Below are 23857 nucleotides of genomic sequence, written 5' to 3'. Positions count from 1 at the left end.
GCGCGCGGCCCAGATAAAAATATTGCGCTTACCCTCCATCTTATGAAACCGTATGCCCCGACTGGCCGTCTGGGTCGTGCGATATGCAATAATCGTTTCCGGTTCCATCAGAGGGATTTGCCACCATGTCTTCAACCAGGTTTTTCGCCGGCGCGCTCGTGGCGTTCGGCCTTTCCGTCGCCTCGGCCAATGCCGCCGACGTCGTCGTTTCCTCCAAGATCGACACCGAGGGCGGGGTGCTGGGCAACATCATCCAGTCGGTGCTGAACGCCAACGGCATCAAGACCGTCGACCGCATCCAGCTCGGCGCCACGCCGGTGGTGCGCAAGGCGATCATCGCCGGCGAGATCGACATTTATCCCGAATATACGGGCAACGCCGCCTTCTTCTTCGAGAAGGCCGACGATCCGATCTGGAAGGATGCGGCCAAGGGTTACGAAGCGGCCAAGAAGCTTGAATACGACGCCAACAAGATCGTCTGGCTGACACCGTCGCCGGCCAACAACACCTGGGCGATCGCGTTGCGCAAGGATGTCGCCGATGCCAACAAGCTGGCCTCGCTCAGCGACTTCGGCAAATACGTCTCCGGTGGCGGCAAGGTGGTGCTGGCCGCCTCGGCCGAGTTCGTCAACTCGGCTGCGGCCTTGCCGGCTTTCCAGACCACCTACGGCTTCAAGCTGAAGTCGGACCAGCTGATCACGCTTTCGGGCGGCGACACGGCGGCCACCATTGGCGCCGCTGCCAACCAGACCAATGGCGCCAATGCGGCGATGGTCTACGGCACCGACGGCGGCATCGCGCCGTCCGGGCTGGTGGTGCTCGCCGACGACAAGAACGTGCAGCCGGTCTATCAGCCGACGCCGATCATCCGCGAGGCGGTGCTGAAGGAAAATCCGAAGATCGCCGACCTCCTGAAGCCGGTCTTCGAGAAGCTCGATCTGGTGACGCTGCAGGAGCTGAACGGCCGCGTCCAGGTCGGTGGCGAGCCGGCCAAGGCGGTTGCCGAGGACTTCCTGAAGAAAAACGGCTTCCTGAAGTAAGGCATGAAGAGCTTGCCGGCGCCCGCTGAACGGGCGCCGGTTCGCCGGGGACAGGCATTGTGGGCATTCGCTTCGACAAGCTGGGCGTTGTGATCGCCGCGATTGCCGCCTATGCGGCGTTCCTGGCGCCGTTTGCCACGTTCCGTGCCAATCGCATCGTGCCGGGGCAAGGGCGATCCATCCTCGAAGCACTTCCGTCGGGCAGTGGGGCGCTGCTTTTGGCGCTGGTGGTTGTCGCCGTCGTCGTGGCGCTCGTGAAGACGCCATTGATCTGGCGTCTGGTGGCAAGCGTGGCCGTGCTTGGCGTGCTGGCGCTGGCGATCGGCGTCGCCGGCAGCTTCCTGACGCCGGCCGGCAATACCTTCGCCCGCATCTCGCCGGCTTCCGGCTTCTGGCTGCTGGTCTTCGCCTTCACGCTGCTCTTGGCCGATGTTCTGACCCGGCTCGAACTGTCGCCGCTGGCGCGTATCGGCATTCTTGTGATCGCTGCGGTCGCGATCGGCATCCTGCTCGCCTCGGGCAGTTGGGACAGCCTTTCCATCCTCAAGGAATATGCCAATCGCGCCGGCAGCTTCTGGGCCGAAGCGCGCAAGCATGTGACGCTGGCGCTGGGTTCGCTGGCTGCCGCGGTTGTCGTCGGCCTGCCGCTGGGCATCCTTTGCCACCGGGTCGAGCCGATGAAGGCGGCCGTGCTCAACGTGCTCAACATCATCCAGACGATCCCGTCGATCGCGCTGTTCGGCATGCTGATCGCGCCGCTCGGCTGGGTGGCGCTGCATGTGCCGGGGGCTGCGGCGCTCGGCATTCGCGGCATCGGCACCGCGCCCGCCTTCGTGGCGCTGTTCCTCTATTCGCTGTTGCCGGTCGTCGCCAACACGGTGGTGGGACTGGCCGGCGTGCCGCAGGCCGCCAACGAGGCGGCGCGCGGCATGGGCATGACCAGCCGGCAGCGCCTGTTCGACGTCGAGTTCCCGCTGGCCTTTCCGGTGATTTTGACCGGCATCCGCATCGTGCTGGTCCAGAACATCGGGCTCGCCACCATCGCGGCATTGATCGGCGGCGGCGGCTTCGGGGTTTTTGTGTTCCAGGGCGTCGGCCAGACGGCGATGGACCTTGTTCTGCTCGGCGCCGTGCCAACCGTGGCGCTGGCCTTCGCGGCGGGCATCGTGCTCGACGCCATCATCGAACTGACCGCAACGAGACGGCGCAGGGAAGCGGTAGCATGATCGAGATCGAAAACATCACCAAGCGTTATGACGACCAGACCGTGGTCGACGACGTGTCGTTGGTGATCGAGCCGCGCACCATCGCCGCCATCGTCGGCACGTCCGGGTCGGGCAAGACGACGCTGTTGCGCATGATCAACCGACTGGTCGAACCGACCTCGGGCACGATCAAGCTGGACGGCGTCGACAACCATTCGCTGCCCGACTACGAACTGCGCCGCTCGATCGGCTACGCCATCCAGGGCCATGGCCTGTTCCCGCACCGCACGGTGGCCCAGAACATCGCCACCGTGCCTTTGCTGCTCGGCTGGGACAAGGAGCGTATCGACGAGCGCGTCGACGAATTGCTGCGCCTGTTCCAGCTCGATCCCGCCGCCTTCGGCCCGCGCTATCCGCACGAACTCTCCGGCGGTCAGCAGCAACGCGTCGGCGTGGCGCGCGCGCTGGCCGCCAAGCCCAACGTGCTTTTGATGGACGAGCCGTTCGGCGCGCTCGACCCGATCATCCGCACCAAGGCGCAGGAAGACCTGCTGGCCATCCAGAAGCATTTCGGCACCACCATCATCCTGGTCACGCACGACATGGAGGAGGCGGTGCATCTCGGCCACAAGATCGCCGTCATGGATGGCGGCAAGCTGGTGCAATATGCCAAGCCCGCCGAGATCCTGGCGAAACCGGCCAGTTCCTTCGTCGAGACACTGGTCGGCTCGTCCGAGCGGCCGTTCCGGCTCCTGTCGCTCGGCCGCGTCGCCGATGCAGTCGAGAAGGGTACGGCGGAAGGCGAGGCCATCCCCGCCGAGGCCAGCCAGCGCGACGCGCTGGCCGAGCTTTTGTGGTCGGGTCGCCCCGCATTGCCGGTCAAGGGCGCCGACGGCAAGCCGCTCGGCCGCGTCACCGTGGACGGGCTGATCAAACTGGCGGCACGACCGGCATGAGACGGTTCCTGCCCGCGGCGCTGCGGCTGGTGCTGTTCGTGCTCCTGGTGACGTTCATCGTCAGTCCGGGCTGGTTCGAGCCGTTGCTCAAGCCGCTGACGGAAAACAACGCGCCGGCGATCTACAATCAGGGCAGCCTGCTGACGCTCACCCTGCAGCATCTGGGCACCGTGGCGGTCGCCACGCTGGGCGCGATCGTTGTTGCCATCGGGCTGGCGATCCTGGTGACGCGGCCCTTCGGCGCCGAATTCCTGCCGCTGTCGCGCAGCCTGGTCAATATCGGCCAGACCTTCCCGCCGGTTGCTGTGCTGGCGCTAGCCGTGCCGGCGGTTGGCTTCGGCGAGAAGCCGACGCTGATCGCGCTTTTCCTTTACGGCCTGCTGCCGATTTTCGAGAACGCGCTGACCGGCCTCACCACGCTGCCGGGCAATGTGGTGGAGGCGGCGAGGGGGGCGGGCATGACCAGCCGTCAGCGACTGCTCAAGGTGGAGCTGCCGCTCAGCCTGCCGGTCATCCTGGCCGGCATCCGGCTTTCGGTCGTCATCAGCCTGGCTACCGCGACGATCGGTTCCACGGTGGCGGCCAAGACTTTGGGTGAGGTCATCATCGCTGGCCTCATCTCCAACAATCTCGCCTTCGTCGTGCAAGGCGGCCTGATCGTCGCCGGGCTCGCCGTCTTCATCTATGACGGCCTGGTCGCGTTGGAACGCGTGGCGGCGCGCCGCATGGGTCTGTCGGGCCTTTAACCGCCTCAGGTTGGGCCGAACGGCTGTGGTCCTTCAGCGTCGGGATGCCGCCGCGGGATGGTCGAGCGTGATTTCCAATCTTGTCCCGTTGCCGTCCGCGATCCAGCGGCGCCGGATGATGGAAAACGCGTGACGATCGGCGGTGTTCTCGAGTGAAACGAGATCATCCACCGCGCAGGTTTCCGGCAGTTGCAAGGCCGCAAGCGCCGTCGAAAGCCCGTAGTCGGCAGCGTGGCGGCTCGCGGTCGCGGTCAAGGCGATGACGACGGGATGGATTGCGTGCCGGGCGGGACTCGGCAATCTTCCGTCACCGTGACTTGCACCATCGAAAGCAGAAGGGGCTTTTGCCATGACGTCACGTCTTTCCAAGATCATCATGTGCCTGTGTCTGGCGATTTTCGCGTTCCTTGTCGCCTTTGGCAACATCACCGACTATGGCTCGAACTTCGCCTTTGTCCAACATGTGCTGTCCATGGACACGACCTTTCCGGGCAACGCATTGATGTACCGCTCCATTACCAATCCGGCGCTTTGGACAGCCGGCTACTGGTTGATCATCGCCGGCGAGGCGCTGACCTGCGTGCTCTTCCTGATCGCGGCATGGAACCTGTGGAGCGCCCGCAACGGTAGCGGGGCGGCGTTCAACAAGGCCAAGAATTTCGCGATCGTCGCCACCACCATGGGCTTTCTCGTCTGGTATTTCGGTTTCATGGCGATCGGCGGCGAGTGGTTTGCAATGTGGCAGTCGAAGACCTGGAACGGCCAGGAAGCGGCTTTCAAGTTCTACATGACCATGCTTGTCGTGCTGATTTACGTCATGCAGCCGGATCACGATCTGGCCGATTAACAAGGGGTCGTCTTATCAGGGCTCGTCGCCGGCGCCGCGAAACGACGGCGCCGGCGTTCACCACCTTGGTGCGGACAGGCCGACTGGCCCAACAAGACCGCGCTAAAGTGTCGCAAGGAAATGCGGGCAAATGTCGCACGCCGGCTTGACGGTCGAGACCGCGGCTCTGCATAAATCGCTGCGAGGGGTCGGGACTCTGCTCAGAGCCCCGGTTCGGTTCCACGGCCCGGGGGAGGAGGTCTGCCGGGCCACAGATCGAGGAAAAATCCGCACATGAGTATGCTTTTTGTCGTCATCCTCTGCGGCGTGCTTTCGATCGTCTACGCCATATGGGCTACGCAGTCCGTACTGGCATCCGATCAGGGCAACGCCCGCATGCAGGAAATCGCCGCGGCCATCCGCGAGGGCGCGCAAGCCTATCTGGCGCGCCAGTACACCACCATCGCCATCGTCGGGGTCGTCGTGTTCCTGCTGGCCTGGTGGCTGCTTTCGGGTACCGCAGCGATCGGTTTCCTGGTCGGCGCCGTGCTTTCGGGCGCCGCTGGCTTCATAGGCATGCACGTTTCGGTGCGCGCCAATGTGCGCACCGCGCAGGCTGCATCGAACAGCCTGGCGGCGGGTCTCGACATCGCCTTCAAGTCGGGCGCCATCACCGGCCTTCTGGTGGCCGGCCTCGCGCTGCTCGGCGTCTCCGTCTACTACTGGGTGCTGACCGGCCCGCTCGGCCTGGCCCCCGGCGACCGCAAGGTCATCGATTCGCTGGTGGCGCTCGGCTTCGGCGCTTCGCTCATCTCGATCTTCGCCCGTCTCGGCGGCGGCATCTTCACCAAGGGTGCCGATGTCGGCGGCGATCTGGTCGGCAAGGTCGAAGCCGGAATTCCGGAAGATGATCCGCGCAACCCGGCCACGATCGCCGACAATGTGGGCGACAATGTCGGCGACTGCGCCGGCATGGCGGCCGACCTGTTCGAGACCTATGCGGTGACCGTGGTCGCCACCATGGTGCTTGCGGCGATCTTCTTTGCCGGCACGCCCGTTCTGTCGAGCATGATGCTCTACCCGCTCGTCATCTGCGGCGCCTGCATCGTCACTTCGATCATCGGCACCTTCTTCGTCAAGCTGGGGTCGAACGGCTCCATCATGGGCGCGCTCTACAAAGGCCTGATCGTCACCGGCCTGCTCTCCATCGTCGGCCTTGGTGCCGCCACCTCGATGACCATCGGCTGGGGCGACATCCAGGCGGCAGCCGGGCAGCACCCGGTCAACGGCACCAAGCTGTTTATCTGCGGGCTGGTCGGCCTGCTGGTAACGGCGCTGATCGTGGTGATCACCGAATACTACACCGGCACCAACAAGCGCCCGGTCAATTCGATCGCCCAGGCCTCGGTCACCGGTCACGGCACCAACGTCATCCAGGGCCTCGCGGTCTCGCTGGAATCGACGGCGCTGCCGGCCATCGTCATCGTCGGCGGCATCATCGGCACCTATCAGCTGGCCGGTCTGTTCGGCACCGCCATCGCGGTCACCACCATGCTCGGCCTTGCCGGCATGATCGTGGCACTCGACGCGTTCGGCCCGGTCACCGACAATGCCGGCGGTATCGCAGAAATGTCGGGCATGCCGAAGGAAGTGCGTCATTCCACCGACGCGCTCGACGCGGTCGGCAACACCACCAAGGCGGTCACCAAGGGTTATGCCATCGGTTCGGCCGGCCTCGGCGCGCTGGTGCTGTTCGCCGCCTATTCGAACGACCTGCAATATTTCGCGGCCAATGCCGCGCAATATCCCTATTTCGCCAATGTCGGCACGATCTCCTTCGACCTGTCAAACCCCTATGTGGTTGCCGGCCTGATCTTCGGCGGTCTCATCCCGTATCTGTTCGGTGGCATTGCCATGACCGCCGTCGGCCGTGCGGCGGGCTCGATCGTGGAAGAGGTGCGGCGTCAATTCCGCGAGGATCCGGGCATCATGAAGGGCACGTCCAAGCCCAACTACGCCCGCGCCGTCGACCTTTTGACCAGGGCGGCGATCAAGGAGATGATCATTCCGTCACTGCTGCCGGTGCTGGCGCCGCTGGTCGTCTATTTCGGCGTGCTTTTGATCTCGGGCTCCAAGGCCTCGGCTTTCGCGGCTTTGGGCGCCTCGTTGCTCGGCGTCATCGTCAACGGCCTGTTCGTGGCCATCTCGATGACATCGGGCGGCGGCGCCTGGGATAACGCCAAGAAGTCGTTCGAGGACGGTTTCGTCGATAAGGACGGCGTCAAGCATCTGAAGGGCTCAGAGGCCCACAAGGCCTCGGTGACGGGCGATACCGTCGGCGATCCTTACAAGGATACCGCCGGTCCGGCCGTCAACCCGGCGATCAAGATCACCAATATCGTGGCGCTGCTGCTTCTGGCAGTGCTCGCCCACGGCTGACGCGCAAGAACCTCCGCCCGGTCGCATTGGCCGGGCGGCGGCGACAAATCAAAAAAACCCGCGGGAGCGATCCTGCGGGTTTTTTCATGGACGATGGTGCTGTGGGCGTAGCCCGCGCGCCTAGAGCAGCGAGCCAGCGCTCGGCTTGAGCTTGCCGGCGCCGGAAATGATCTGGCCGAGGAAGTTCTGGTCCTTGCCGCCGGTCGGCGTCGTGCGCGAGATGAAGTCGAACACCCTGCCGTCCTTGAGGCCATAATTGGCGATGCGGGCGACGCGGTTGTCGGCGCCGAAATAGACGGCCAGCACCTTCTGGTCGACCACGCCGGGATTGGCGAAGGCGACCGGGCGGCGGCGCGTCTGGGAAATGTAATAGAAGACCTCGTTGTCGAAGGTCGCGGTGGTGGACGGCGTGCCCAGCGACAGGAGCACCTGTTCGCGGCTGGAGCCGACCGGCACCGAATCCAGCGTTTGCTGGTCGACGACGTAGCCCTGGGTGAGCGTCTCGCCGGGGGTCAGGTCCCCGAACATCTTGGACGAATTGCAGCCAGAGAGCGCCGATACGACGATCAGCATCGAGGCGACGGAAGCGGGACCTGCCAAGGCGGTCGACTTGAATTTCAGCGCGCGCAACAACAACTCCATAGTCCGCTCTCGGGCACCGGCTTGCGCGAGGCGGCAAAACCGGTAAACCAGCTTAGCCGCCGATGCAACAATCGTGCCTTAACAAACAGGTCCCTGGGAGACCGTCCCCAATGTTTCAGCGCCTGTTCGGCCGCGAACGCCACGCCAACCGCGCCATCACCGAGGCGCTGTACGGACAAATCGTGGCGGCGGCGCGGCAAACTTTCTTTTATTCGGACTGGAATGTGCCGGATATGCCACTCGGTCGTTTCGAGATGCTGTCGCTGCACATGTTCCTGTTCCAGCATCGCCTGCATGGCGAAAGCGGCGTCGCCGCCGACGTCGCCCAGGTGCTGATCGACGAGTTCTTCACCGATGTCGATCATTCGCTGCGCGAGCTCGGCATCAGCGATGTCGGCGTGCCGAAGCGCATGAAGAAGCTCGCCAAGATGTATTATGGCCGTACCGCCGCCTATGCGGATGCGCTGGAGCGCAACGATGCAGGCGATCTCGGTGCAGCACTCGGCCGCAATGTCCGCCCCGATGTCGCGGAATGGCCGGAGGCCGCGGCGCTGGCCACTTATGTGATGCGGGCGAGGGATGAATTGGCCGCCCAGCCGACCGCGACGATCTGCGCCGGCACGGTCGTCTTTCCGGCGGCGGCCGGTTGAAGGATGATGATCATGCAAAACGAACCCGGTTCCAGAAGTTCGGTATCGTTCGAGGCGCATGTCTCGCGTTTGCCGCAAAAGGGCATGCCCGTGCGCATCGAAGCCACTGCCGCGCAACGCGAGGCGCTGGCCAAGGACCACGAGCTCCAGTCGGTCGAACGTTATGTCGCCGATCTCCTGGTGACGCCCTGGAAACGGCATGGCGTGAAGGTCAGCGGCAGCGTCGAGGCCGACATCACCCAGGCCTGCGTGGTGACGCTTGAACCGGTGACGACGCATATCGACGAAGCGGTCGAGGGTTTGTTCCTGCCGGAAGAATCAAAGCTTGGCCGGCAGGGCTTCGAGGGCGGCGGCGAGATCCTGATCGATGCCGACGGGCCGGACAGTCCGGAGACGTTCTCGGGCGACACCATCGATGTCGGCGCGCTGGCCGAGCAGTTTTTCGGACTGGGAATCGACCCTTATCCCCGCAAGCCCGGCGTGGAATTGGAACTCGCCCCGGACGAGGCCGAGCCCGAAAGCGAATTCCAGCGGAAGCTCAAATCGCTGCTCGGAAAATCCTGAAAGCAGCGGGAAGGCGACAAAAGCCGGTTGTGTGGAGACCCAAAACCGCTATTTTCGCCAAAAGTCATGATGGCCCGAAGCCAACACACGAGATGAACAACGCGTGATTAAAATTTCCATCGATGCCATGGGCGGTGACCACGGACCCAACGTGGTCATCCCGGCGCTCCAGATAGTCGCCACCCGCCGCCCGGACATCCGTTTCGCCATTTATGGCCGCGAAGAAGTGGTGCGGCCGGAACTGGCGAAATTTCCCGGTCTGGCCGAGAAAAGCGAACTGATCCATTGCGATGTCGCCGTGCGCATGGACGACAAGCCAAGCCAGGCCTTGCGCCATGGCCGCTGGAAGTCGTCGATGTGGAAGGCGATCGAGGCGGTGAAGGCCGGTTCGGCCGACGCCTGCGTTTCCGCCGGCAACACCGGCGCGCTGATGGCGATGTCGAAATTCTGCCTGCGCACCATGGCCACCATCGACCGGCCGGCGATCGCCGCGATCTGGCCGAACATGCGCGGCGAAAGCGTGGTGCTGGATGTCGGCGCCACCATCGGTGCCGACGCGCACCAGCTTATCGATTTCGCCATTCTCGGCACCGGCATGGCGCGCGCCGTGTTCGGCATCGAGCGGCCGACCGTCGGCCTGCTCAATGTCGGCGTCGAGGAGGTCAAGGGCCAGGAAGAGGTCAAGGAAGCCGGGCGCATGCTGCGCGAGGCCAACATGGCCTCGATGAGCTATCACGGTTTCGTCGAGGGCGACGATATCGGCAAGGGCACGGTCGACGTGGTGGTGACCGAAGGTTTCGCCGGCAACATCGCGCTGAAGACCGCCGAAGGCACCGCCCGCCAGATCGGCGGTTATCTGCGCGCCGCGATGAGCCGTACCCTGATGGCCCGCATCGGCTATCTGTTCGCCAAGGGCGCTTTCGACCTCTTGCGCGAAAAAATGGATGTCAGCCGCTCCAATGGCGGTGTCTTCCTCGGACTGAACGGGGTCGTGGTAAAAAGCCACGGCGGTGCCGATTCGGCGGGGTTTGCGGCGGCCGTGGAACTGGCCTACGACATGGTGCGCAACCGGCTGCTTGACCGGATCGAAGCGGATCTCGATCTGTTCCATGCCCGCAATCCGCAGTCACCGGCAATCAGACGGTCCGACGTCGCAGCCGACGAAGAAGGATAAAAAGACTTGATTAGATCAGTCGTGCGCGGCACGGGCCAGTCACTGCCCCGCCGCATCATGAAGAATGCCGATTTCGAAGGCATGGTCGAGACGTCGGACGAGTGGATCGCCCAGCGAACCGGCATCCGGCAGCGTCACATCGCCTCCGACGACGAGACGACGGCTTCGCTCGGCGAGGGGGCGGCGCGCGCCGCACTTGCCGATGCCGGGCTGACCCCGGACGACATCGACCTGATCGTACTGGCGACGTCGACGCCCAACAACACGTTCCCCGCCACGGCGGTCGAGATCCAGCAGCGGCTCGGCATGCGCCACGGCTACGCCTTCGACATGCAGGCGGTGTGTTCCGGCTTCGTCTATGCCGTCACCACGGCCGATGCGTATATCCGCGCGGGACTGGCCAAGCGTGTCCTGGTGATCGGCTCCGAGACGTTCTCGCGCATTCTCGACTGGAGCGACCGCTCGACCTGCGTCCTGTTCGGCGATGGCGCCGGCGCAATGGTGCTGGAAGCGACGGAAGGGGCGGGCACCATCGCCGATCGCGGCGTTCTGGCTGCCTCCCTGCGTTCCGACGGCACGCACAAGGAAAAACTCTATGTCGACGGCGGTCCGTCGACCACCGGCACGGTCGGCCATCTCAGGATGGAAGGGCGCGAGGTTTTCAAGCATGCCGTGGGCATGATCACGGACGTCATCGAGGCGACGTTCTCGCAAGCCGGCATCACCGCCGACGACCTCGACTGGTTCGTGCCGCATCAGGCCAACAAGCGCATCATCGACGCTTCCGCCAAGAAGCTCGGCATTGCCGAGGAGAAGGTGGTGATCACCGTCAATCTGCATGGCAACACTTCGGCCGCATCGGTGCCGCTGGCGCTGGCCATCGCAGCGGCGGACGGGCGGATCAAGCGCGGCGACCTCGTGCTTCTGGAGGCGATGGGCGGCGGTTTTACCTGGGGTGCCGTGCTCGTCAGATGGTGAGGCGAACCGGTCGGTTCGGTCCTTGACCTTGTCGAGTCAATTACTTAGGCTCCGGCGGCGTTTGATCGATACATTTGAGATAACTGATAGGGCGGTCCGATGGGAGGAAAGACACTGACACGTGCCGACCTTGCGGAGGCCGTTTATCGGAAGGTCGGCCTGTCGCGCACGGAGTCTGCCGAACTGGTCGAAGCGGTGCTCGACGAGATCTGCGAGGCGATCGTGCGCGGGGAGACGGTGAAGCTGTCATCCTTCGCCACTTTCCATGTTCGTTCCAAGAACGAACGGATCGGCCGCAATCCCAAAACCGGCGAGGAAGTGCCGATTCTGCCGCGCCGGGTGATGACCTTCAAGGCGTCCAACGTGCTGAAAAGCCGTATCCTGCGCTCGCACCAGACCAACAAGTCCAAGGCCGGCAAATAGTCGGTGGCCTCATTCAACGGTTGAAAACCCGGCCCGGCTTGATGCCGGGCTTGAATATTTGGCGATAAACCGCTGAAATGAGCTTCGATTCGGCGCAATCGGCGTCGAATCTTCGGTTGTCTGTTGTTTGCGCATCGGGTTGGCCAGCACGGGCGCCGACCTTTACGATCCGATGCCCAGCGCGAGGATTCGCCCATGGACAAGAGCCCCGACGCCTTCCGCACCATTTCCGAGGTTGCCGAAGACCTTGACTTGCCGCAGCACGTGCTGCGCTTCTGGGAAACGCGTTTCACCCAGATCAAGCCGATGAAGCGCGGCGGTGGCCGCCGCTATTACCGGCCGCAGGACGTGGAACTGATCAAGGGCATCCGGCATATGCTCTACGACCAGGGTTACACCATTAAAGGCGTGCAGAAACTCCTGCGCGAGAACGGCAACCAGTTCTTGATCGCTGTCGGTCATGGCGACGTTGCCGCCGTCGAGGCGATCGCGCAGCGCCGGCAGGCCGAGGAAGTGCCGCTGACGCCCGCCGCCCAGCCGCGCGGCGACGACGAGATGCTGGTCGGCCAGCCGACCGCCAAGCCGAACCGCCGTTTCTTCGGCCTCGGCAAAGCGGACGACGAGGGCCCGGTGCAATCGGGTTCCGGCAAGCTGTCGCGCGACAACCGCGCGCTGCTGCAGGAAGCGCTGTTCGACCTTCTGGAGTGCAAGCGCCTGCTCGACCAGGTGCGCTGACCGCCCGAGCCCTCGGCGCGCCTTTCGGGCGACATGCGGTGCCGCCGCCTCGGTATTGTTGACAGTGCCGTTCGGCATGAAACACTGTGCCTCGCGGGCAGGTGCCCGAGGCAGGAGCAAGGCGACCAACCTCATTGCGCATCTTGTTGGCCGAAGACGACCGCGACCTTTCGCAGTGGATCACCAGGCTGCTGCGGCGCGAGCACTATGTCATCGATTGCGTCCATCGCGGCGACGATGCCGACGCGGCACTCGCCGCCTGCCAGGACTATGCGCTGGTCATCCTCGACCTCGCGCTGCCGCATCTCGACGGCATCGAGGTTTTGAAACGGCTGCGGGGGCGCGGCAACACCACGCCGGTTATCATCCTGACCGCCAATGACGCCGTTTCCAGCCGTATCCGCGGTCTCGACAGCGGCGCCGACGACTATCTGGTCAAGCCATTCGAGGTCGGTGAATTCGAGGCGCGTATCCGTGCACAGTTGAGGCGCGGGCGCGGCAATTTCGAACCCGCGATCAAGCTCGGCCAGCTGTCTTTCGACACGCGCGGCCGCGCGTTCAGCCTTGGCGACCAGCCGCTGCATCTGACCGGCCGCGAGCACGCGGTGCTGGAAACGCTGATGCTGCGTGCCGGCCGCCCGGTGTTGAAGGATGCGCTGACGGAAAACGTCTTCGGTTTCAACGAGGAGAGCAACGCCAACGCCATCGAGATCTGCGTGCATCGCGTGCGGCGCAAGCTGGAGGGCAGCGATGTCGGCATCGTCACGCTGCGGGGCTTGGGTTATGTGCTGAGGGTGTCGGGTGGCGGGTAGGAGCCTCCAGCGCGAACTCTTGGCCTGGCTGATCGTGCCGATGGCCGCGGTCGTCGTCTTCAACGTGTGGACCACCTACAAGGGTGCGCTGGATACCGCGAACCTTATCACCGACCGCACGCTGCTTGCCTCCGCCAGGGTCATCGCCGAGCGGGTCCGCAAGAGCGACGGGCTGGTCGAGGCGCCGATCCCGCCCTCGGCGCTCGAGATGTTCGCTTCCAGCGACCAGGACCTCGTGCTCTACCGGGTGGCGACATCGGACGGACTGTTGCTGGCCGGTTATCCCGACATCGTCGCGCCGCCGCAATTGCCGGTCGGGCTGGAGCCACTCTATTTCGACACGCTGTTTCGCGGCACGCCCGTTCGGGCGGTGGTGCTGTCGCGGCCGATCATCGACACCGGCAACCAGCAGACCGCGATCATCGCGGTGGGCGAAACGCTGAAGAACCGCAACAGGCTGGTGACCGATCTGTGGCTCAAGGCGCTGCGCGACCAGGTGCTGCTGGTGGCGGCGGCTGGCATGCTCGCGGTGTTCGGGCTGCGGCGCGGCATCGCGCCCCTGATGCGGCTTCGCGACGAGGTGGTCAGCCGCGATCCGGCGGAACTACAGCCATTCGACGCGGGTGCCGTGCAGACCGAGGTCAGGCCGCTGGTCGAGGCCCTCAACGAAGCGTTCGACCGTGTGCAGCGGCTGATTGCGACGCAGCGCCGTTTCGTCGCCAATGCGGCGCACCAATTGCGCACGCCGTTGGCGCTGCTCAAGACGCAGATCGTGGTCGGGCGCCGCGAGCAGGGCACGGAGGCCAAGGAAGAGGCGCTGGCCGCGATCGACCGTTCCGTCGACCGCATGGCGCGGCTGTCGAACCAGCTTCTGTCGCTGGCGCGCGCCGAGCAGGGCGTCTCGTCGCTGCGCAAGGAAGCGGTAGACATGGAGATGGCGGCGCGCAACGCGCTGGACACGCTGGCGCTGGCGGCGGTCGACCGCGACATCGATCTCGGCTTCGATCCGGTCGGCGGCCCGTTCCTTGTCTGGGGGCACTCCAACCTGTTGCGCGAACTGGTCTTCAACCTCGCCGACAACGCGCTGCGCTACACACCGCGCGGTGGCGCGGTGACGGTGCGCCTGGAGCACCAGGCGGGCGAGGTCGTTCTTCTGGTAGAGGACAATGGTCCGGGCATTCCGGCAACCGAGCGCGAAAACGTGTTCGAACGCTTCTACCGCCGTCTCGACACAGGCGGCGAGGGCACCGGCCTCGGCCTTGCCATCGTCAAGGAGATCGCGGCCTCGCACGAGGCGACGATCGAACTGAAAGACCGGGCGCAAGGGCCCGGTCTCGTCGTCGAAGTCAGGCTGGCCGCCCATGAAGAAGGTGCGGCCGAAGGCTGATGTGTCGCCTCACTCGGTTTCCTGCAGAGGCTGCGGACGCCATTTCGCCAGGCGATCCTCGATCATCGTCATCAGATATTCAGCGACCAGCGCCACCACCATGACGATGACGATGGCGGCATACATGCCGGCGGCGTCGAACGAGCCCTTGGCGACGTTGATCAACAGGCCGATACCGTAGCGCGAGCCGACGAACTCGCCGACGATGGCGCCGATGATGGCGAAGCCGAACGACACGTGCAGGCTGGCGAAGATCCAGCTCATGGCCGACGGCACGATGACCGAGCGGGTCACCTGCCAGTCCGACGCGCCGAGGATGCGGGCATTGGCGATCATGGCGCGGTCGGCCTCGCGCACGCCCTGGAAGGCGTTGTGGAAGACCACGAAAAACACCATGACGAAGGCCAGTGCCACCTTGGATGCCAGGCCGAGGCCGAACAGCATGATGAAGATCGGCGCCAGCACGACGCGCGGAATGGAGTTGATGACCTTGATGTAGATGGAGAAGATGTCGGAGGCCATGCGATTGCGGCCGAGCGCGATGCCGGCCAGGATGCCGGCGACCGAGCCGGTGAGGAAGCCGAGCATCGCTTCCTCCATCGTCACCCATAGATGATACCAGAGCGGCCCCTCGGAGGTGCCTTCGGTGATCCATTCATACAGGCGCCCGACGATGGTCGAGGGCATGGCGTAGAAGAACGGGTCGATCCAGTTCAGCCGTCCCGCGACTTCCCAAAGTCCGAGGAAGGCGACCAGGATGCCGACGCGCCAGAACAGCACCGTGTTCTGGCGCTGGCGTGCCGCCTGGCGGGCAGCCGCCTCGATTTCGGCGTCGGAAGTACCTGGGCGAAAGCCGGTCTCTGCCGGTTGCAATGCCGCATTTGCCATGTCGTCCTCCTTCAAGCCGCCGCGCGGGCGTAGCTTGTCTGGACTTCCTCCTTGAGGTCGGACCAGATCGTGCGGGAATAGTCGATGAAGCGCTGGTCGTAGCGGATGTCCGCAACGACGCGCGGCCGTGGCAGGTCGATCTCGTAGACCGACTTCACCGTCGCCGGGCCGGCGGTCAGCACATAAACCTTGTCGGCCAGTGCGATTGCTTCCTCGAGATCGTGGGTGACGAAGACGACCGATGCCTTGGCCTGCGACCACAGTTTCAGCAGTTCCTCGTGCATGAGCACGCGGGTCTGCACGTCGAGCGCGGAGAAGGGTTCGTCCATCAACAGGATTTCCGGACCGTTGATGAAAGTCTGCGCCAGCGCGACGCGCTTGCGCATGCCGCCGGAGAGCTGGTGCGGGTAGTGGTGTTCGAAACGCGAGAGGCCGACACGCGCCAGCCAGTCGCGGGCCGACGCATAGGCCTCGGTCTTGCCCTTGCCGCGAAACAGCGGCCCGGCGACGACATTGTCGACGACGGAGCGCCAGGGAAACAGCGCGTCTGTCTGGAAGACGAAGCCGACGCGCGGATCGATGCCGTTGACCGGCGCGCCCATGACGCGGACCTCGCCGGCGCTGGGTTTGGCGAGGCCGGTGACGAGGTTCAGCGTGGTCGACTTGCCGCAGCCGGTCGGGCCGACCACGGCGACGAATTCGCCGCGGCCGACTGTCATGGTGAAATTGCGCAGCGCCGTCAGCGACTTTCCGGTCGGCGAAAGGAAGCGACGGCTGACATTGATGAGTTCGATGGCGGGCGCGCTGGCGCCGTTGAGACTGTTCATCGTGGTTGTTTCCTCATGCCAAGCGGGAAGGGCGCGGACATCGGCCCACGCTGCACATGCACTAAGCGGGCCGGGCCTCGTCGAGGCCGGCCGCGCTCAGGCTCCCGTCACGGCTTCTTTATTTCGCGTTCTTGACGAAGGCGGTGGTGTAGGTCTTCGACAGGTCGATCTGCTTGCCCTGCAGGTCCTTGGAGAAGGTCGACAGAACCTTCAGCACCGTCTCCGGGCCACCTTCGGGCATGACGCCATCGGCCGTGAACATCGCCTTGCCGTCGCCCAGCGCCTTCACATAGCCGTCCTTGTCGCCGACATAATAATCCTTGGGCATCTTCTCGGCAATTTCGGCGGCGCTGTGGGTGTTGATGAACTTCAGCGTCTTGACGAAGGCGTTGGCGAGCTTTTGGGTGTCTTCCTTGTGCGCTTCGACCCAATCCGTCTGCATGTAGAGCGAGGCGGCGGGATAGGTGCCGCCGAGCGCCGCCTTGGTGCCTTCGATGGTGCGCATGTCGATCAGCACCTTGGCCTCGCCGGTCTTGAGCAGGCGCGAGATGGTCGGCTCGGTGGTCATGCCGGCCTGGATCTTGTCCTGCTGCATGGCGGCGATGAAGGTGTTGCCGGCGCCGACGGGCACGGACGTGAAGTCACCGAGCTTCAGGCCGGCCTTGACCGCCAGGAACTGGGTCAGGAAATTGGTCGAGGAACCGAGCCCGGTGACGCCGAGGCTCTTGCCCTTGAAGTCGGCGGCCGACTTGATTTCGGGGTGTTTGGTGGAAACCAGCTCGACCTCGCCCGGCGCCTGGCTGAACTGGACGACGGATTCGACGAACTTGCCCTTGGCCTGCAGGTCGATGCAGTGGTCGTAGAAGCCGACCACGCCCTGCACGGCGCCGGCGAGCATCTCGTTTTCGGCGTCGACGCCAGCCGGTTCGTTCAGCAGTTCGACGTCGAGACCCTCGTCCTTGAAATAGCCCAGCGCCTCGGCGAGCTTGGCGGGCAGGTAGATCTGCTTTTCATAACCGCCGACCATGAGCGTGACCTTGTCGGCGGCGAAGGCCTGATGGCCGGAGAAAAGGGCGCCAGCCGCGACGAGGGCGCCAAGGGCGGTCTGCTGGAGAAATGCACGCGAAATGGACATGAGCCGGTTCCTTGTTGGTTTCCTGACGTCCCGTCCGCGCTGTTTGCCGCCCGGTTCATGAACGCTTGAAGGGAGGATGGGCACCCAACCTTTCATGAACCTTTCAATCTGTGGTGGCGAATAGAAGGCGGAGAACGTCAGGCGGGCGGGCAAGGGAGCATTGAAACGATGGGCCCCGATTGCCGTTCACTATCCAAGCCGATCACTCCTGACAGGATTGCGCGAGCTGAGGTGCTAGGGTGTGTCTTAAGGCATCTTCTGGCCAAAGGAGAATTCATCACGTCCAGGATCAATCGTCGCGCTTTGCTTCTTCAATCAGGTGCCGCCGTCGTCGCCACAACTGTTGAAGCCCCGGCTTTCGATGCTTCGAGCACAGAACCGCGCGCCCAATTGGTGGCTCTGATAGAAGCCCACAAATCGGCATACATGGCGCTCCGCAAAACAGTCGAGGGAATCGGCAGTCGCGGCAACGCTTTCGACAATGCCTGCCGAACTGAAGAAGAGGCCCTTATAGCAATCTGCGCCTATCCTGCGGCCACGGAAGGCGATCGCCTGGCCAAATCCACCTACCTTTTGCAAACCGAAGCGCGGGGCGAACTCGACCTACCGCAGCACATGCAGGCAATTCTGCGTTCGGCGATGTGGAAGGCGTGACAGCCTCTCCTGGAGCAGTGCCAGTACCCGCTCGCCAGCCTTCCAAGTGCCTAGCAGCGGCGTGCTGCCTATATCAGTATCGAACGTATGGTCAGATACATCGAATATGCCATCAAGCCCGCCACTCCAGTGAAGATCCAGAAGGCGGCGCTCTTCTCCAATCGCGACTGAAACGCTGACCAACATGCGAAACCCGCAGTCAGTAGGGACATCACAAACAACGCGACGAAGATGCTTTTGGGATATTGGGCTCGCAACAGAAAGCCTGCCACGCCAATCGCGTAGATGGTGGCGCAAAACGCCCTATATCGCCATGGCAGCCAAACGTTCATATTGTGAGCCCCTCATGCCCGCGGTGCCGCTGGCAGTTAGAACAAGCTTAGCACCCACTCGCCAGCTTTCCACAGCCCAACCGCAGAGCCCTATGCAAAGTCGAGGGCGATAATCAGGCGAGCGTCGGGCGCAGTCGGCCCGGGAACCAAGGCGGAATATCCGTGGGACATTGTATCCCGTGTTATCCACATTCGCCCGCAACGATCGGCTTCTGTTCTTTTTCCCCAAATCAGGGCTTGCGACTTAATCCTTGTTCCCATAAGGCTTTGCGCGGTCCGGAGTGTAGCGCAGCCCGGTAGCGCACTTGACTGGGGGTCAAGGGGTCGTCGGTTCGAATCCGGCCACTCCGACCATTTTTCCAAAGCTTGACTTGACCCCACTCGCCGCGCCGACGGCGCGACCGTCCCGATTTGCAGAAATCATGTCCGGATGGAGCCCCGCACGATCGTCGCGGGTGATTTTCCGCGACTATTGTCCGGCGGGGACCATGGAAAGCAGCGAGCGCGACCGGGTCCCGGACGCGGGCAAGGGCGCCGCGATCGACGCAGGACGCGGGCGATCCGCGTTGGCGGGCGTGGTTCCCGGCAGGGCGATCAGGCCGCGCTGGTAGCGGTATTCCAGCGCGATGCCGCCCCAGACCAGGCCAAGCAGCAGATAGAAATGGCGCCAGTGGTCGGTGTCGATGACGCTGCCGAGCCCAACATGGCCGACATAGACGACATAGGCGCACAACACGTAGGGCTGCCAGGGGCGGTTGCGCAGCAAAAGCCGGAAGCCGGCCGCCAGCGTCCACAAGGTCAGGCCGAGATAGGAGATGAAACCCAGCCAGCCATAATCCATCAGCGTCTTCAGCCAGATGTTGTGGGTGTCTTCGCCATAGATGGTGCCGAACACCAGCGCGCCGATGCCGAACGGCCGTTCCAGCGCCAGCATGAAGCCGATGGCGTAGCGGGCGAAGCGGCCGAGACGGGCGGAATCATAGTCCTGCGCCAGCTTGGCGCGGGTGGTCAGCATCTCGGAGACGCCCGGGATCTGGAGGACGACGATCATGGCCAGCACCAGCAGCGCCAGTGCGGCGATCGTCATCACCACGACGCGCAGCCGGAACCTGCCGCTGGTGCTCTGCAGGAAAAGGATGCCGGTGAGCAGGATGACGGCGACGCCGAACAGGCCCCAGGCGCCGCGCGAAAACGACAGGAAGATGCCGCCGACAACGATCAGCAGCGGCACGGCGACGAGCGGCATGCGCTGCACCGGGCCGGTCAGCAACCGGTAGAGCAGATAGGTGCCGGGCAACGCCAGGAAGGGGCCGAAGACGTTGGGGTCCTGGAAGGCACCGGCGGCGCGCTCGTATTTGGTGAAGATTTCGGCGGCGTGGAACAGCTTGAAATAGCCGGCGATGCCGAGCGTCGAGGTGACGACGGCCGCCGTCACATAGGCCGTGAAGATCAATCGGTAGAGGTCGGGCTTTTGCTCGACGACGGAGGCAAAGAACACCGCCGTGAAGGCCAGGAACAGCGAGACGGCGAGGTAGAGCGGCGTCCACGACAGCTCGGCCATCTGCGTCATGGCGATCATGCCGCCGATGTTCATGGAGACCAGCAGAATGAGCAGCGGCACGATCGGACGCGAGATGCGCAGGCCGAACAGCGCCCACATGCCGATCAGCCCGGTCATGTAGACTTCATAAGGCGCCGGTTCCCCGATGACGAAGCCGGACAAAAGGATGCCGAGGATGATCGCGCCCGACGACAGCAAGCCGATCAGCTTGGCGTTGACCGCCTGCGGGGGCAGTTCATGCGTCAGCGCGCTCAATAGGCGTTTTCCGTGTTGAGCAGACGCACCGGGGTCAGGAGCAGGATCTTCAGATCGAACAGCAGCGACCAGTTCTCGATGTAATAGAGATCGTATTCGGTGCGCATGCGGATTTTTTCATTGGTGTCCATCTCGCCGCGCCAGCCATTGATCTGGGCCCAGCCGGTGACGCCCGGCTTGACGCGGTGGCGGGCGAAATAGCCGTCGACCACTTCGTTGTAGAGCAGGTTGTGCGATTGGGCGGCGATGGCATGCGGGCGCGGGCCGACCAGCGACAGCGTGCCGAACAGCGAATTGAAGAATTGCGGCAGTTCGTCGATCGAGGTCTTGCGGATGAAGCGGCCGACGCGGGTGACGCGCGGGTCGTTCTTGGTCACCGTCTTCTTGGCCGACGGATCTGACTTGTCGGTGTACATGGAGCGGAACTTGTAGACCTCGACCTCTTCGTTGTTGAAGCCGTGCCGCTTCTGCTTGAACAGAACCGGGCCCTTGCTGTCGAGCTTGATGGCGATGGCGGTGGCCAGCATGACCGGCGAAAACACGATGATGCCGATGATCGAAAAGACGATGTCGAAGGCGCGCTTGGCCACCGAATCCCAGTCGTTGATCGGCTTGTCGAAAATGTCGAGCAGCGGCACCGAGCCGATATAGGAATAGGATCGCGGCCTGAACTGCAGGTGGTTGGAATGCGCCGACAGGCGGATATCGACCGGCAGCACCCACAGCTTCTTCAACAGCTGCAGCACGCGCGCCTCGGCCGAAATCGGCAGCGACACGATCAACATGTCGATGCGGGCGATGCGGGCGAATTCGATCAGTTCGGAGATGGTGCCGAGCTTGGGATAGCCGGCCACGACGGGCGGCGAGCGGCTGTCGTCGCGGTCGTCGAAGATGCCGCAGATGCGGATGTCGTTATAGGGCTGCTTCTCCACCGAGCGGATCAGCGTCTCGGCGGCCTTGCCGCCGCCGACGATGACGGCACGGCGTTCCATGCGTCCGTCGCGCGCCCAGCGGCGCAGCAGTCGGGCGGTGATCAGGCGCATCAGGAAAATCAACGCGAAGCCGAGCAGGAACCAGCTGGCGAACAAAAGGCGCGAATAATTTTCCGAGATCTTCATGAAGAAGGCGGTCAGCGCCAGCGCCGCGAAAGTGCCAGACCACATCGCCAGGATGCGGCCGAAATTGGCGACGGGGCGGAACAGGGCCGAGATCTGGTAGCAATCGGCGATGTCGAGCAAGACGATCGCCAGCAGCGAAGCCGAGCCGAAGGTCAGCGCGTATTGCCAGCCGAGATTGTGGAAGAAGCCCTCGAAATACACATAGAGCGCAAGGCCGGACAGAAACAGCAGCGCGAATTCGATCAGCCGCAGCACGCCGGTGACCATCACCGGCGACATGGTGTCCCGGCCATACTGCGCCGCGACCTGGCGCGCGAGATCGCTGAGGCCGCCGGAAGGTCCGTTACCCGCCGACTGGTCTTCGAACTTGCGTACCGCGTCGGCTGAGAAGCGGCTCGCGGGATCGCGTCTGTTCATGGAGTGGTTCCCAAGCTCCCGTATGTTCTAGCATAGGAGAGCTAAGAATCCCTTCCAAGAACCTTTTGCGTTAGACCTTTCAGCCAGGGACCACCCCGCGCATCGTTCGAGAATGCGCGGGGGAGATCGCGAAAAGGCGTAGCCGTGGCAACGTCGCATGCCGGGAACCGGCGTGGACACCGAGCCTCAAGCCGTTGCAAAAAGTACTTAGCCGGTGATGACGTTGCGCGCCTTCAGGGCATGTATCAGCCTGTCATGCGGCAAAGCGGGGCTGCGGTGGCCGTCACGGCCGACCATGTCGGCGTTGGCCACCAGCGCATTCACCACCGCTTCCTCCGCTGCCTGCACGGTGGCGGCGTAGAAATCGTCCATGCGGCCCCACGGGATGAAATCCATGTGACTGTAGGTGCCGGCGTCAGGCTCGCCCCTTGGAAAGCGACCGTTCAGCGCATCGCGATTGGCGGTCGAGAAGGCCAGGAAGATGTCGCCCGAGAAATGCGAGCCGGCGGTGCCGGTGCGCGCCAGCCCCAGCGGCACGCGACGGGCCAGCGCCTTGCACTGGCCGGGCAGGAGAGGGGCATCGGTGGCGACGATGCCGATGCAGGAGCCGGCGCCGGCCGGCTGCAGGCTGGCGGCGAAGGCCTCCATCGGGTTGTCGTCGGCAAGGGTGGCGCCCAGCGGCACGCCGGCAACGGTCAGCTCATGGCGCGAGCCGAAATTGGTCTGCAGGAAAACGGCGACCGTGTAGTCGCGATGACCGTAGTTGACGATGCGCGAGGCCGTACCGTTGCCACCCTTGAAAGCGTAGCAGTTCATGCCGGTGCCGCCGCCGACCGAGCCTTCCTCGATGGCGCCGCCCCTGGCCGCATCGAGCGCCGCGACGGCGTGCTCGGAGGTCACGTGCGGGCCGTTGATGTCGTTCAGATAGCCGTCCCAGGTCTCCGCCGTGACGGGCAGCATCCACTGGCTGGCGATGTCGGGCTTGTTTCGCACCATCCAGTCGATCGTGCCGCGGTGGCAAGGGCCGATGGCATGGGTGTTGGTGATGAGGATCGGCATGTTGAGGGCGCCGGCCTCTTCCAGCCACGACACGCCGGTCATTTCGCCATTGCCGTTGAAGGAATGGTAGCCGGCGGCGATCGCCTGGCCAGCACCCTCGCGGCCGAGCGGCAGGATGGCGGTGACGCCGGTGCGCACCGGGCCCTTGCCGATTTCCATCTGGCCGTCGCCGGAAATCAGCGTGGTGTAGCCGACTTCGACGCCCGTCACGTCGGTGATCGCGTTGAGGCGGCCGGGCGTGCCGGTGAAGGGAATGCCCAGCGCCCGGGCGCGTGGTTTTCCGGCGGGCGTGACGTGCGAGGTCTGCGTCATTCGATCTGTCCTGTGGTTGGAAATGGGCTTGGCGACGATCAGCCGAGATGGCAGCCGGTCGCCGTTTCGGCATAGGCGGTGAGGATGCCGAGCGCGGTCGGGTAGTCCACCGCCGGCACGACATTGAGAAGATGCAGGCCGAGCCCGTCCTCGAGCACGACGAGGCTGCGCGCCAGCGTGTCGCTGGCATCGGCCAGTTTGAACGCGCCGGTGATGGCGCCGGCCTCCAGAATGCCGACATAGATCGCCACCTGCCGCTCGAACAATGTGATGTGGCGCGCGGCATAGGCGGCATCGGAGCGGGCATAGGCGCCGAGTTCCATCAAGAGCCGGCAGAGGCGATCGGAAGGATCGTCGGGGATGCCGGTCAGGATCATCGCCTTCAGCCGCGCGCGCGGATCGGCGATCTGGGCAATGGCGGCCGCGCGCAGCGTGCAGAAGCGCTCGACAGCCTGTTTCTGCACGTCGTCCAGAAGCTCCTTCAGGCCCGGATAATAATAGAGCGCGGCGCTGGAGCTCATGCCTGCCTCATTGGCGACGGCGCGCAGCGTCACGCCGGCCAGGCCATGCCTGGCGATCATCGTCTCGGCGGCGCTGATGAGGGTCAGTCGGCGTTCGGCCTGGGCGGCGGGTCTGCTCATCATATCTCCTGAATGCCATTCAAATTAAAATGGGCTCTGTGAATCTTGCAAGCGATTTTACGATGGTTTGTTGACGAAATG

Annotated in this window: 24 protein-coding genes and 1 tRNA gene; 16 read left to right on the top strand and 9 right to left on the bottom strand. The window is 64.1% G+C overall.

Translation table 11 applies throughout. The features are described 5' to 3' along the window. Positions 1 to 125: 125 nt before the first annotated feature. Genes QFZ88_RS03190 through QFZ88_RS03175 form a run of 4 tightly spaced genes read left to right on the top strand, consistent with a single transcriptional unit; the run spans position 126 to position 3947 of the window. A complete protein-coding gene (locus QFZ88_RS03190) occupies positions 126 to 1040 on the top strand; it encodes a glycine betaine ABC transporter substrate-binding protein OsmF (RefSeq protein ID WP_024926300.1) in 915 nt (304 codons plus the stop codon). A gap of 59 nt (positions 1041 to 1099) precedes the next feature. After that, a complete protein-coding gene (locus QFZ88_RS03185) occupies positions 1100 to 2266 on the top strand; it encodes an ABC transporter permease (protein WP_024926301.1) in 1167 nt (388 codons plus the stop codon). Further along, positions 2263 to 3201 (top strand): ABC transporter ATP-binding protein, encoded by a 939-nt coding sequence (locus QFZ88_RS03180; RefSeq protein ID WP_024926302.1) that lies wholly within the window; start codon positions 2263 to 2265, stop codon positions 3199 to 3201. The genes QFZ88_RS03185 and QFZ88_RS03180 overlap by 4 nt, the downstream gene beginning before the upstream one ends. Next, positions 3198 to 3947 (top strand): ABC transporter permease, encoded by a 750-nt coding sequence (locus tag QFZ88_RS03175; RefSeq protein ID WP_024926303.1) that lies wholly within the window; start codon positions 3198 to 3200, stop codon positions 3945 to 3947. Before QFZ88_RS03180 ends, QFZ88_RS03175 begins: the two co-directional genes overlap by 4 nt. Positions 3948 to 3980: 33 nt before the next feature. Here the strand turns inward: QFZ88_RS03175 and QFZ88_RS03170 are convergent, their stop codons facing one another. Next, positions 3981 to 4247, bottom strand: a complete 267-nt coding sequence (locus QFZ88_RS03170; protein WP_245317509.1) for a hypothetical protein — start codon at positions 4245 to 4247, stop codon at positions 3981 to 3983. Positions 4248 to 4296: 49 nt separating this feature from the next. Between QFZ88_RS03170 and QFZ88_RS03165 the strand changes: the two genes are divergently transcribed. Both QFZ88_RS03165 and QFZ88_RS03160 read left to right on the top strand, forming a co-directional pair. Then, the gene (locus QFZ88_RS03165; RefSeq protein ID WP_024926305.1) at positions 4297 to 4794 is read left to right on the top strand and encodes a DUF2165 family protein; all 498 of its coding nucleotides are present in this window, start codon (positions 4297 to 4299) and stop codon (positions 4792 to 4794) included. A gap of 273 nt (positions 4795 to 5067) precedes the next feature. Then, positions 5068 to 7212 (top strand): sodium-translocating pyrophosphatase, encoded by a 2145-nt coding sequence (locus QFZ88_RS03160; RefSeq protein ID WP_024926306.1) that lies wholly within the window; start codon positions 5068 to 5070, stop codon positions 7210 to 7212. 120 nt (positions 7213 to 7332) lie between these two features. On the opposite strand, the gene QFZ88_RS03155 is transcribed toward QFZ88_RS03160, so the two are convergent. After that, positions 7333 to 7854 (bottom strand): outer membrane protein assembly factor BamE, encoded by a 522-nt coding sequence (locus QFZ88_RS03155; RefSeq protein ID WP_036253991.1) that lies wholly within the window; start codon positions 7852 to 7854, stop codon positions 7333 to 7335. A gap of 110 nt (positions 7855 to 7964) precedes the next feature. Here QFZ88_RS03155 and QFZ88_RS03150 point away from each other — a divergent pair, with 110 nt between their 5' ends. The 8 genes from QFZ88_RS03150 to QFZ88_RS03115 all read left to right on the top strand — a co-directional run bounded on the left by QFZ88_RS03150 (position 7965) and on the right by QFZ88_RS03115 (position 14577). After that, on the top strand, positions 7965 to 8504 hold the full coding sequence (locus QFZ88_RS03150; RefSeq protein ID WP_024926308.1) for a ubiquinol-cytochrome C chaperone family protein: 540 nt from the start codon (positions 7965 to 7967) through the stop codon (positions 8502 to 8504). A 12-nt stretch (positions 8505 to 8516) separates the two neighbouring features. Next, positions 8517 to 9068: a YceD family protein gene (locus tag QFZ88_RS03145; RefSeq protein ID WP_036253999.1), complete on the top strand. Its 552-nt coding sequence runs from the start codon at positions 8517 to 8519 to the stop codon at positions 9066 to 9068. A gap of 103 nt (positions 9069 to 9171) precedes the next feature. After that, complete coding sequence (gene plsX / locus QFZ88_RS03140) at positions 9172 to 10242, top strand: phosphate acyltransferase PlsX (protein WP_024926310.1); 1071 nt, start codon at positions 9172 to 9174, stop codon at positions 10240 to 10242. Between the two features lie 6 nt (positions 10243 to 10248). Next, positions 10249 to 11220, top strand: coding sequence for a beta-ketoacyl-ACP synthase III (locus tag QFZ88_RS03135; RefSeq protein WP_024926311.1), 972 nt, complete (start codon positions 10249 to 10251; stop codon positions 11218 to 11220). Positions 11221 to 11319: 99 nt separating this feature from the next. Next, the gene (locus QFZ88_RS03130) at positions 11320 to 11643 is read left to right on the top strand and encodes an integration host factor subunit alpha (RefSeq protein ID WP_024926312.1); all 324 of its coding nucleotides are present in this window, start codon (positions 11320 to 11322) and stop codon (positions 11641 to 11643) included. 195 nt (positions 11644 to 11838) lie between these two features. Then, a complete protein-coding gene (locus QFZ88_RS03125) occupies positions 11839 to 12378 on the top strand; it encodes a MerR family transcriptional regulator (protein WP_024926313.1) in 540 nt (179 codons plus the stop codon). A 134-nt stretch (positions 12379 to 12512) separates the two neighbouring features. Further along, positions 12513 to 13190 carry a response regulator gene (locus tag QFZ88_RS03120; protein ID WP_024926314.1) on the top strand — a complete coding sequence of 226 codons (678 nt, stop codon included), beginning with the start codon at positions 12513 to 12515 and terminating at the stop codon, positions 13188 to 13190. Then, entirely contained in the window at positions 13180 to 14577 is a 1398-nt protein-coding gene (locus QFZ88_RS03115; RefSeq protein ID WP_024926315.1) for a sensor histidine kinase, read from the top strand. The genes QFZ88_RS03120 and QFZ88_RS03115 overlap by 11 nt, the downstream gene beginning before the upstream one ends. Before the next feature lie 9 nt (positions 14578 to 14586). On the opposite strand, the gene QFZ88_RS03110 is transcribed toward QFZ88_RS03115, so the two are convergent. The 3 genes from QFZ88_RS03110 to QFZ88_RS03100 form a co-directional block, all read right to left on the bottom strand. Then, positions 14587 to 15465 carry an ABC transporter permease gene (locus QFZ88_RS03110; protein ID WP_024926316.1) on the bottom strand — a complete coding sequence of 293 codons (879 nt, stop codon included), beginning with the start codon at positions 15463 to 15465 and terminating at the stop codon, positions 14587 to 14589. An 11-nt stretch (positions 15466 to 15476) separates the two neighbouring features. Further along, on the bottom strand, positions 15477 to 16292 hold the full coding sequence (locus tag QFZ88_RS03105; RefSeq protein WP_024926317.1) for an ABC transporter ATP-binding protein: 816 nt from the start codon (positions 16290 to 16292) through the stop codon (positions 15477 to 15479). Positions 16293 to 16410: 118 nt separating this feature from the next. Beyond that, complete coding sequence (locus QFZ88_RS03100; RefSeq protein ID WP_024926318.1) at positions 16411 to 17427, bottom strand: ABC transporter substrate-binding protein; 1017 nt, start codon at positions 17425 to 17427, stop codon at positions 16411 to 16413. Positions 17428 to 17595: 168 nt separating this feature from the next. Between QFZ88_RS03100 and QFZ88_RS03095 the strand changes: the two genes are divergently transcribed. Beyond that, the gene (locus tag QFZ88_RS03095; protein WP_244431371.1) at positions 17596 to 18081 is read left to right on the top strand and encodes a hypothetical protein; all 486 of its coding nucleotides are present in this window, start codon (positions 17596 to 17598) and stop codon (positions 18079 to 18081) included. 609 nt (positions 18082 to 18690) lie between these two features. After that, positions 18691 to 18767: transfer RNA gene (locus QFZ88_RS03090), tRNA-Pro, on the top strand. Between the two features lie 115 nt (positions 18768 to 18882). Here the strand turns inward: QFZ88_RS03090 and QFZ88_RS03085 are convergent. The 4 genes from QFZ88_RS03085 to QFZ88_RS03070 all read right to left on the bottom strand — a co-directional run bounded on the left by QFZ88_RS03085 (position 18883) and on the right by QFZ88_RS03070 (position 23776). Beyond that, on the bottom strand, positions 18883 to 20229 hold the full coding sequence (locus tag QFZ88_RS03085; RefSeq protein WP_024926321.1) for an O-antigen ligase family protein: 1347 nt from the start codon (positions 20227 to 20229) through the stop codon (positions 18883 to 18885). Beyond that, positions 20226 to 21764, bottom strand: a complete 1539-nt coding sequence (locus QFZ88_RS03080) for an undecaprenyl-phosphate glucose phosphotransferase (protein ID WP_024926322.1) — start codon at positions 21762 to 21764, stop codon at positions 20226 to 20228. Before QFZ88_RS03080 ends, QFZ88_RS03085 begins: the two co-directional genes overlap by 4 nt. A gap of 207 nt (positions 21765 to 21971) precedes the next feature. After that, positions 21972 to 23135: a P1 family peptidase gene (locus tag QFZ88_RS03075; protein ID WP_024926323.1), complete on the bottom strand. Its 1164-nt coding sequence runs from the start codon at positions 23133 to 23135 to the stop codon at positions 21972 to 21974. 38 nt (positions 23136 to 23173) lie between these two features. Continuing rightward, positions 23174 to 23776 carry a TetR/AcrR family transcriptional regulator gene (locus QFZ88_RS03070; protein WP_024926324.1) on the bottom strand — a complete coding sequence of 201 codons (603 nt, stop codon included), beginning with the start codon at positions 23774 to 23776 and terminating at the stop codon, positions 23174 to 23176. Positions 23777 to 23857 lie beyond the last annotated feature (81 nt).

Origin of the sequence: Mesorhizobium sp. YL-MeA3-2017, from assembly GCF_030814575.1 — a bacterium.
Lineage (GTDB): Bacteria > Pseudomonadota > Alphaproteobacteria > Rhizobiales > Rhizobiaceae > Mesorhizobium > Mesorhizobium terrae.
The sequence above is the reverse complement of the archived record's forward strand: the minus strand, read 5'-3'. Positions and strand labels throughout refer to the sequence as shown.

What these genes read in the sequence shown, in the direction of transcription:
- QFZ88_RS03190 (WP_024926300.1), top strand. Translation starts at nt 126, where the DNA reads ATGTCTTCAACCAGGTTTTTCGCCGGCGCGCTCGTGGCGTTCGGCCTT.
- QFZ88_RS03180 (WP_024926302.1), top strand. Translation starts at nt 2,263, where the DNA reads ATGATCGAGATCGAAAACATCACCAAGCGTTATGACGACCAGACCGTG.
- QFZ88_RS03175 (WP_024926303.1), top strand. Translation starts at nt 3,198, where the DNA reads ATGAGACGGTTCCTGCCCGCGGCGCTGCGGCTGGTGCTGTTCGTGCTC.
- QFZ88_RS03165 (WP_024926305.1), top strand. Translation starts at nt 4,297, where the DNA reads ATGACGTCACGTCTTTCCAAGATCATCATGTGCCTGTGTCTGGCGATT.
- QFZ88_RS03160 (WP_024926306.1), top strand. Translation starts at nt 5,068, where the DNA reads ATGAGTATGCTTTTTGTCGTCATCCTCTGCGGCGTGCTTTCGATCGTC.
- QFZ88_RS03155 (WP_036253991.1), bottom strand. Translation starts at nt 7,854, where the DNA reads ATGGAGTTGTTGTTGCGCGCGCTGAAATTCAAGTCGACCGCCTTGGCA.
- QFZ88_RS03150 (WP_024926308.1), top strand. Translation starts at nt 7,965, where the DNA reads ATGTTTCAGCGCCTGTTCGGCCGCGAACGCCACGCCAACCGCGCCATC.
- QFZ88_RS03145 (WP_036253999.1), top strand. Translation starts at nt 8,517, where the DNA reads ATGCAAAACGAACCCGGTTCCAGAAGTTCGGTATCGTTCGAGGCGCAT.
- QFZ88_RS03130 (WP_024926312.1), top strand. Translation starts at nt 11,320, where the DNA reads ATGGGAGGAAAGACACTGACACGTGCCGACCTTGCGGAGGCCGTTTAT.
- QFZ88_RS03125 (WP_024926313.1), top strand. Translation starts at nt 11,839, where the DNA reads ATGGACAAGAGCCCCGACGCCTTCCGCACCATTTCCGAGGTTGCCGAA.
- QFZ88_RS03110 (WP_024926316.1), bottom strand. Translation starts at nt 15,465, where the DNA reads ATGGCAAATGCGGCATTGCAACCGGCAGAGACCGGCTTTCGCCCAGGT.
- QFZ88_RS03105 (WP_024926317.1), bottom strand. Translation starts at nt 16,292, where the DNA reads ATGAACAGTCTCAACGGCGCCAGCGCGCCCGCCATCGAACTCATCAAT.
- QFZ88_RS03100 (WP_024926318.1), bottom strand. Translation starts at nt 17,427, where the DNA reads ATGTCCATTTCGCGTGCATTTCTCCAGCAGACCGCCCTTGGCGCCCTC.
- QFZ88_RS03095 (WP_244431371.1), top strand. Translation starts at nt 17,596, where the DNA reads ATGGGCCCCGATTGCCGTTCACTATCCAAGCCGATCACTCCTGACAGG.
- QFZ88_RS03080 (WP_024926322.1), bottom strand. Translation starts at nt 21,764, where the DNA reads ATGAACAGACGCGATCCCGCGAGCCGCTTCTCAGCCGACGCGGTACGC.
- QFZ88_RS03075 (WP_024926323.1), bottom strand. Translation starts at nt 23,135, where the DNA reads ATGACGCAGACCTCGCACGTCACGCCCGCCGGAAAACCACGCGCCCGG.
- QFZ88_RS03070 (WP_024926324.1), bottom strand. Translation starts at nt 23,776, where the DNA reads ATGAGCAGACCCGCCGCCCAGGCCGAACGCCGACTGACCCTCATCAGC.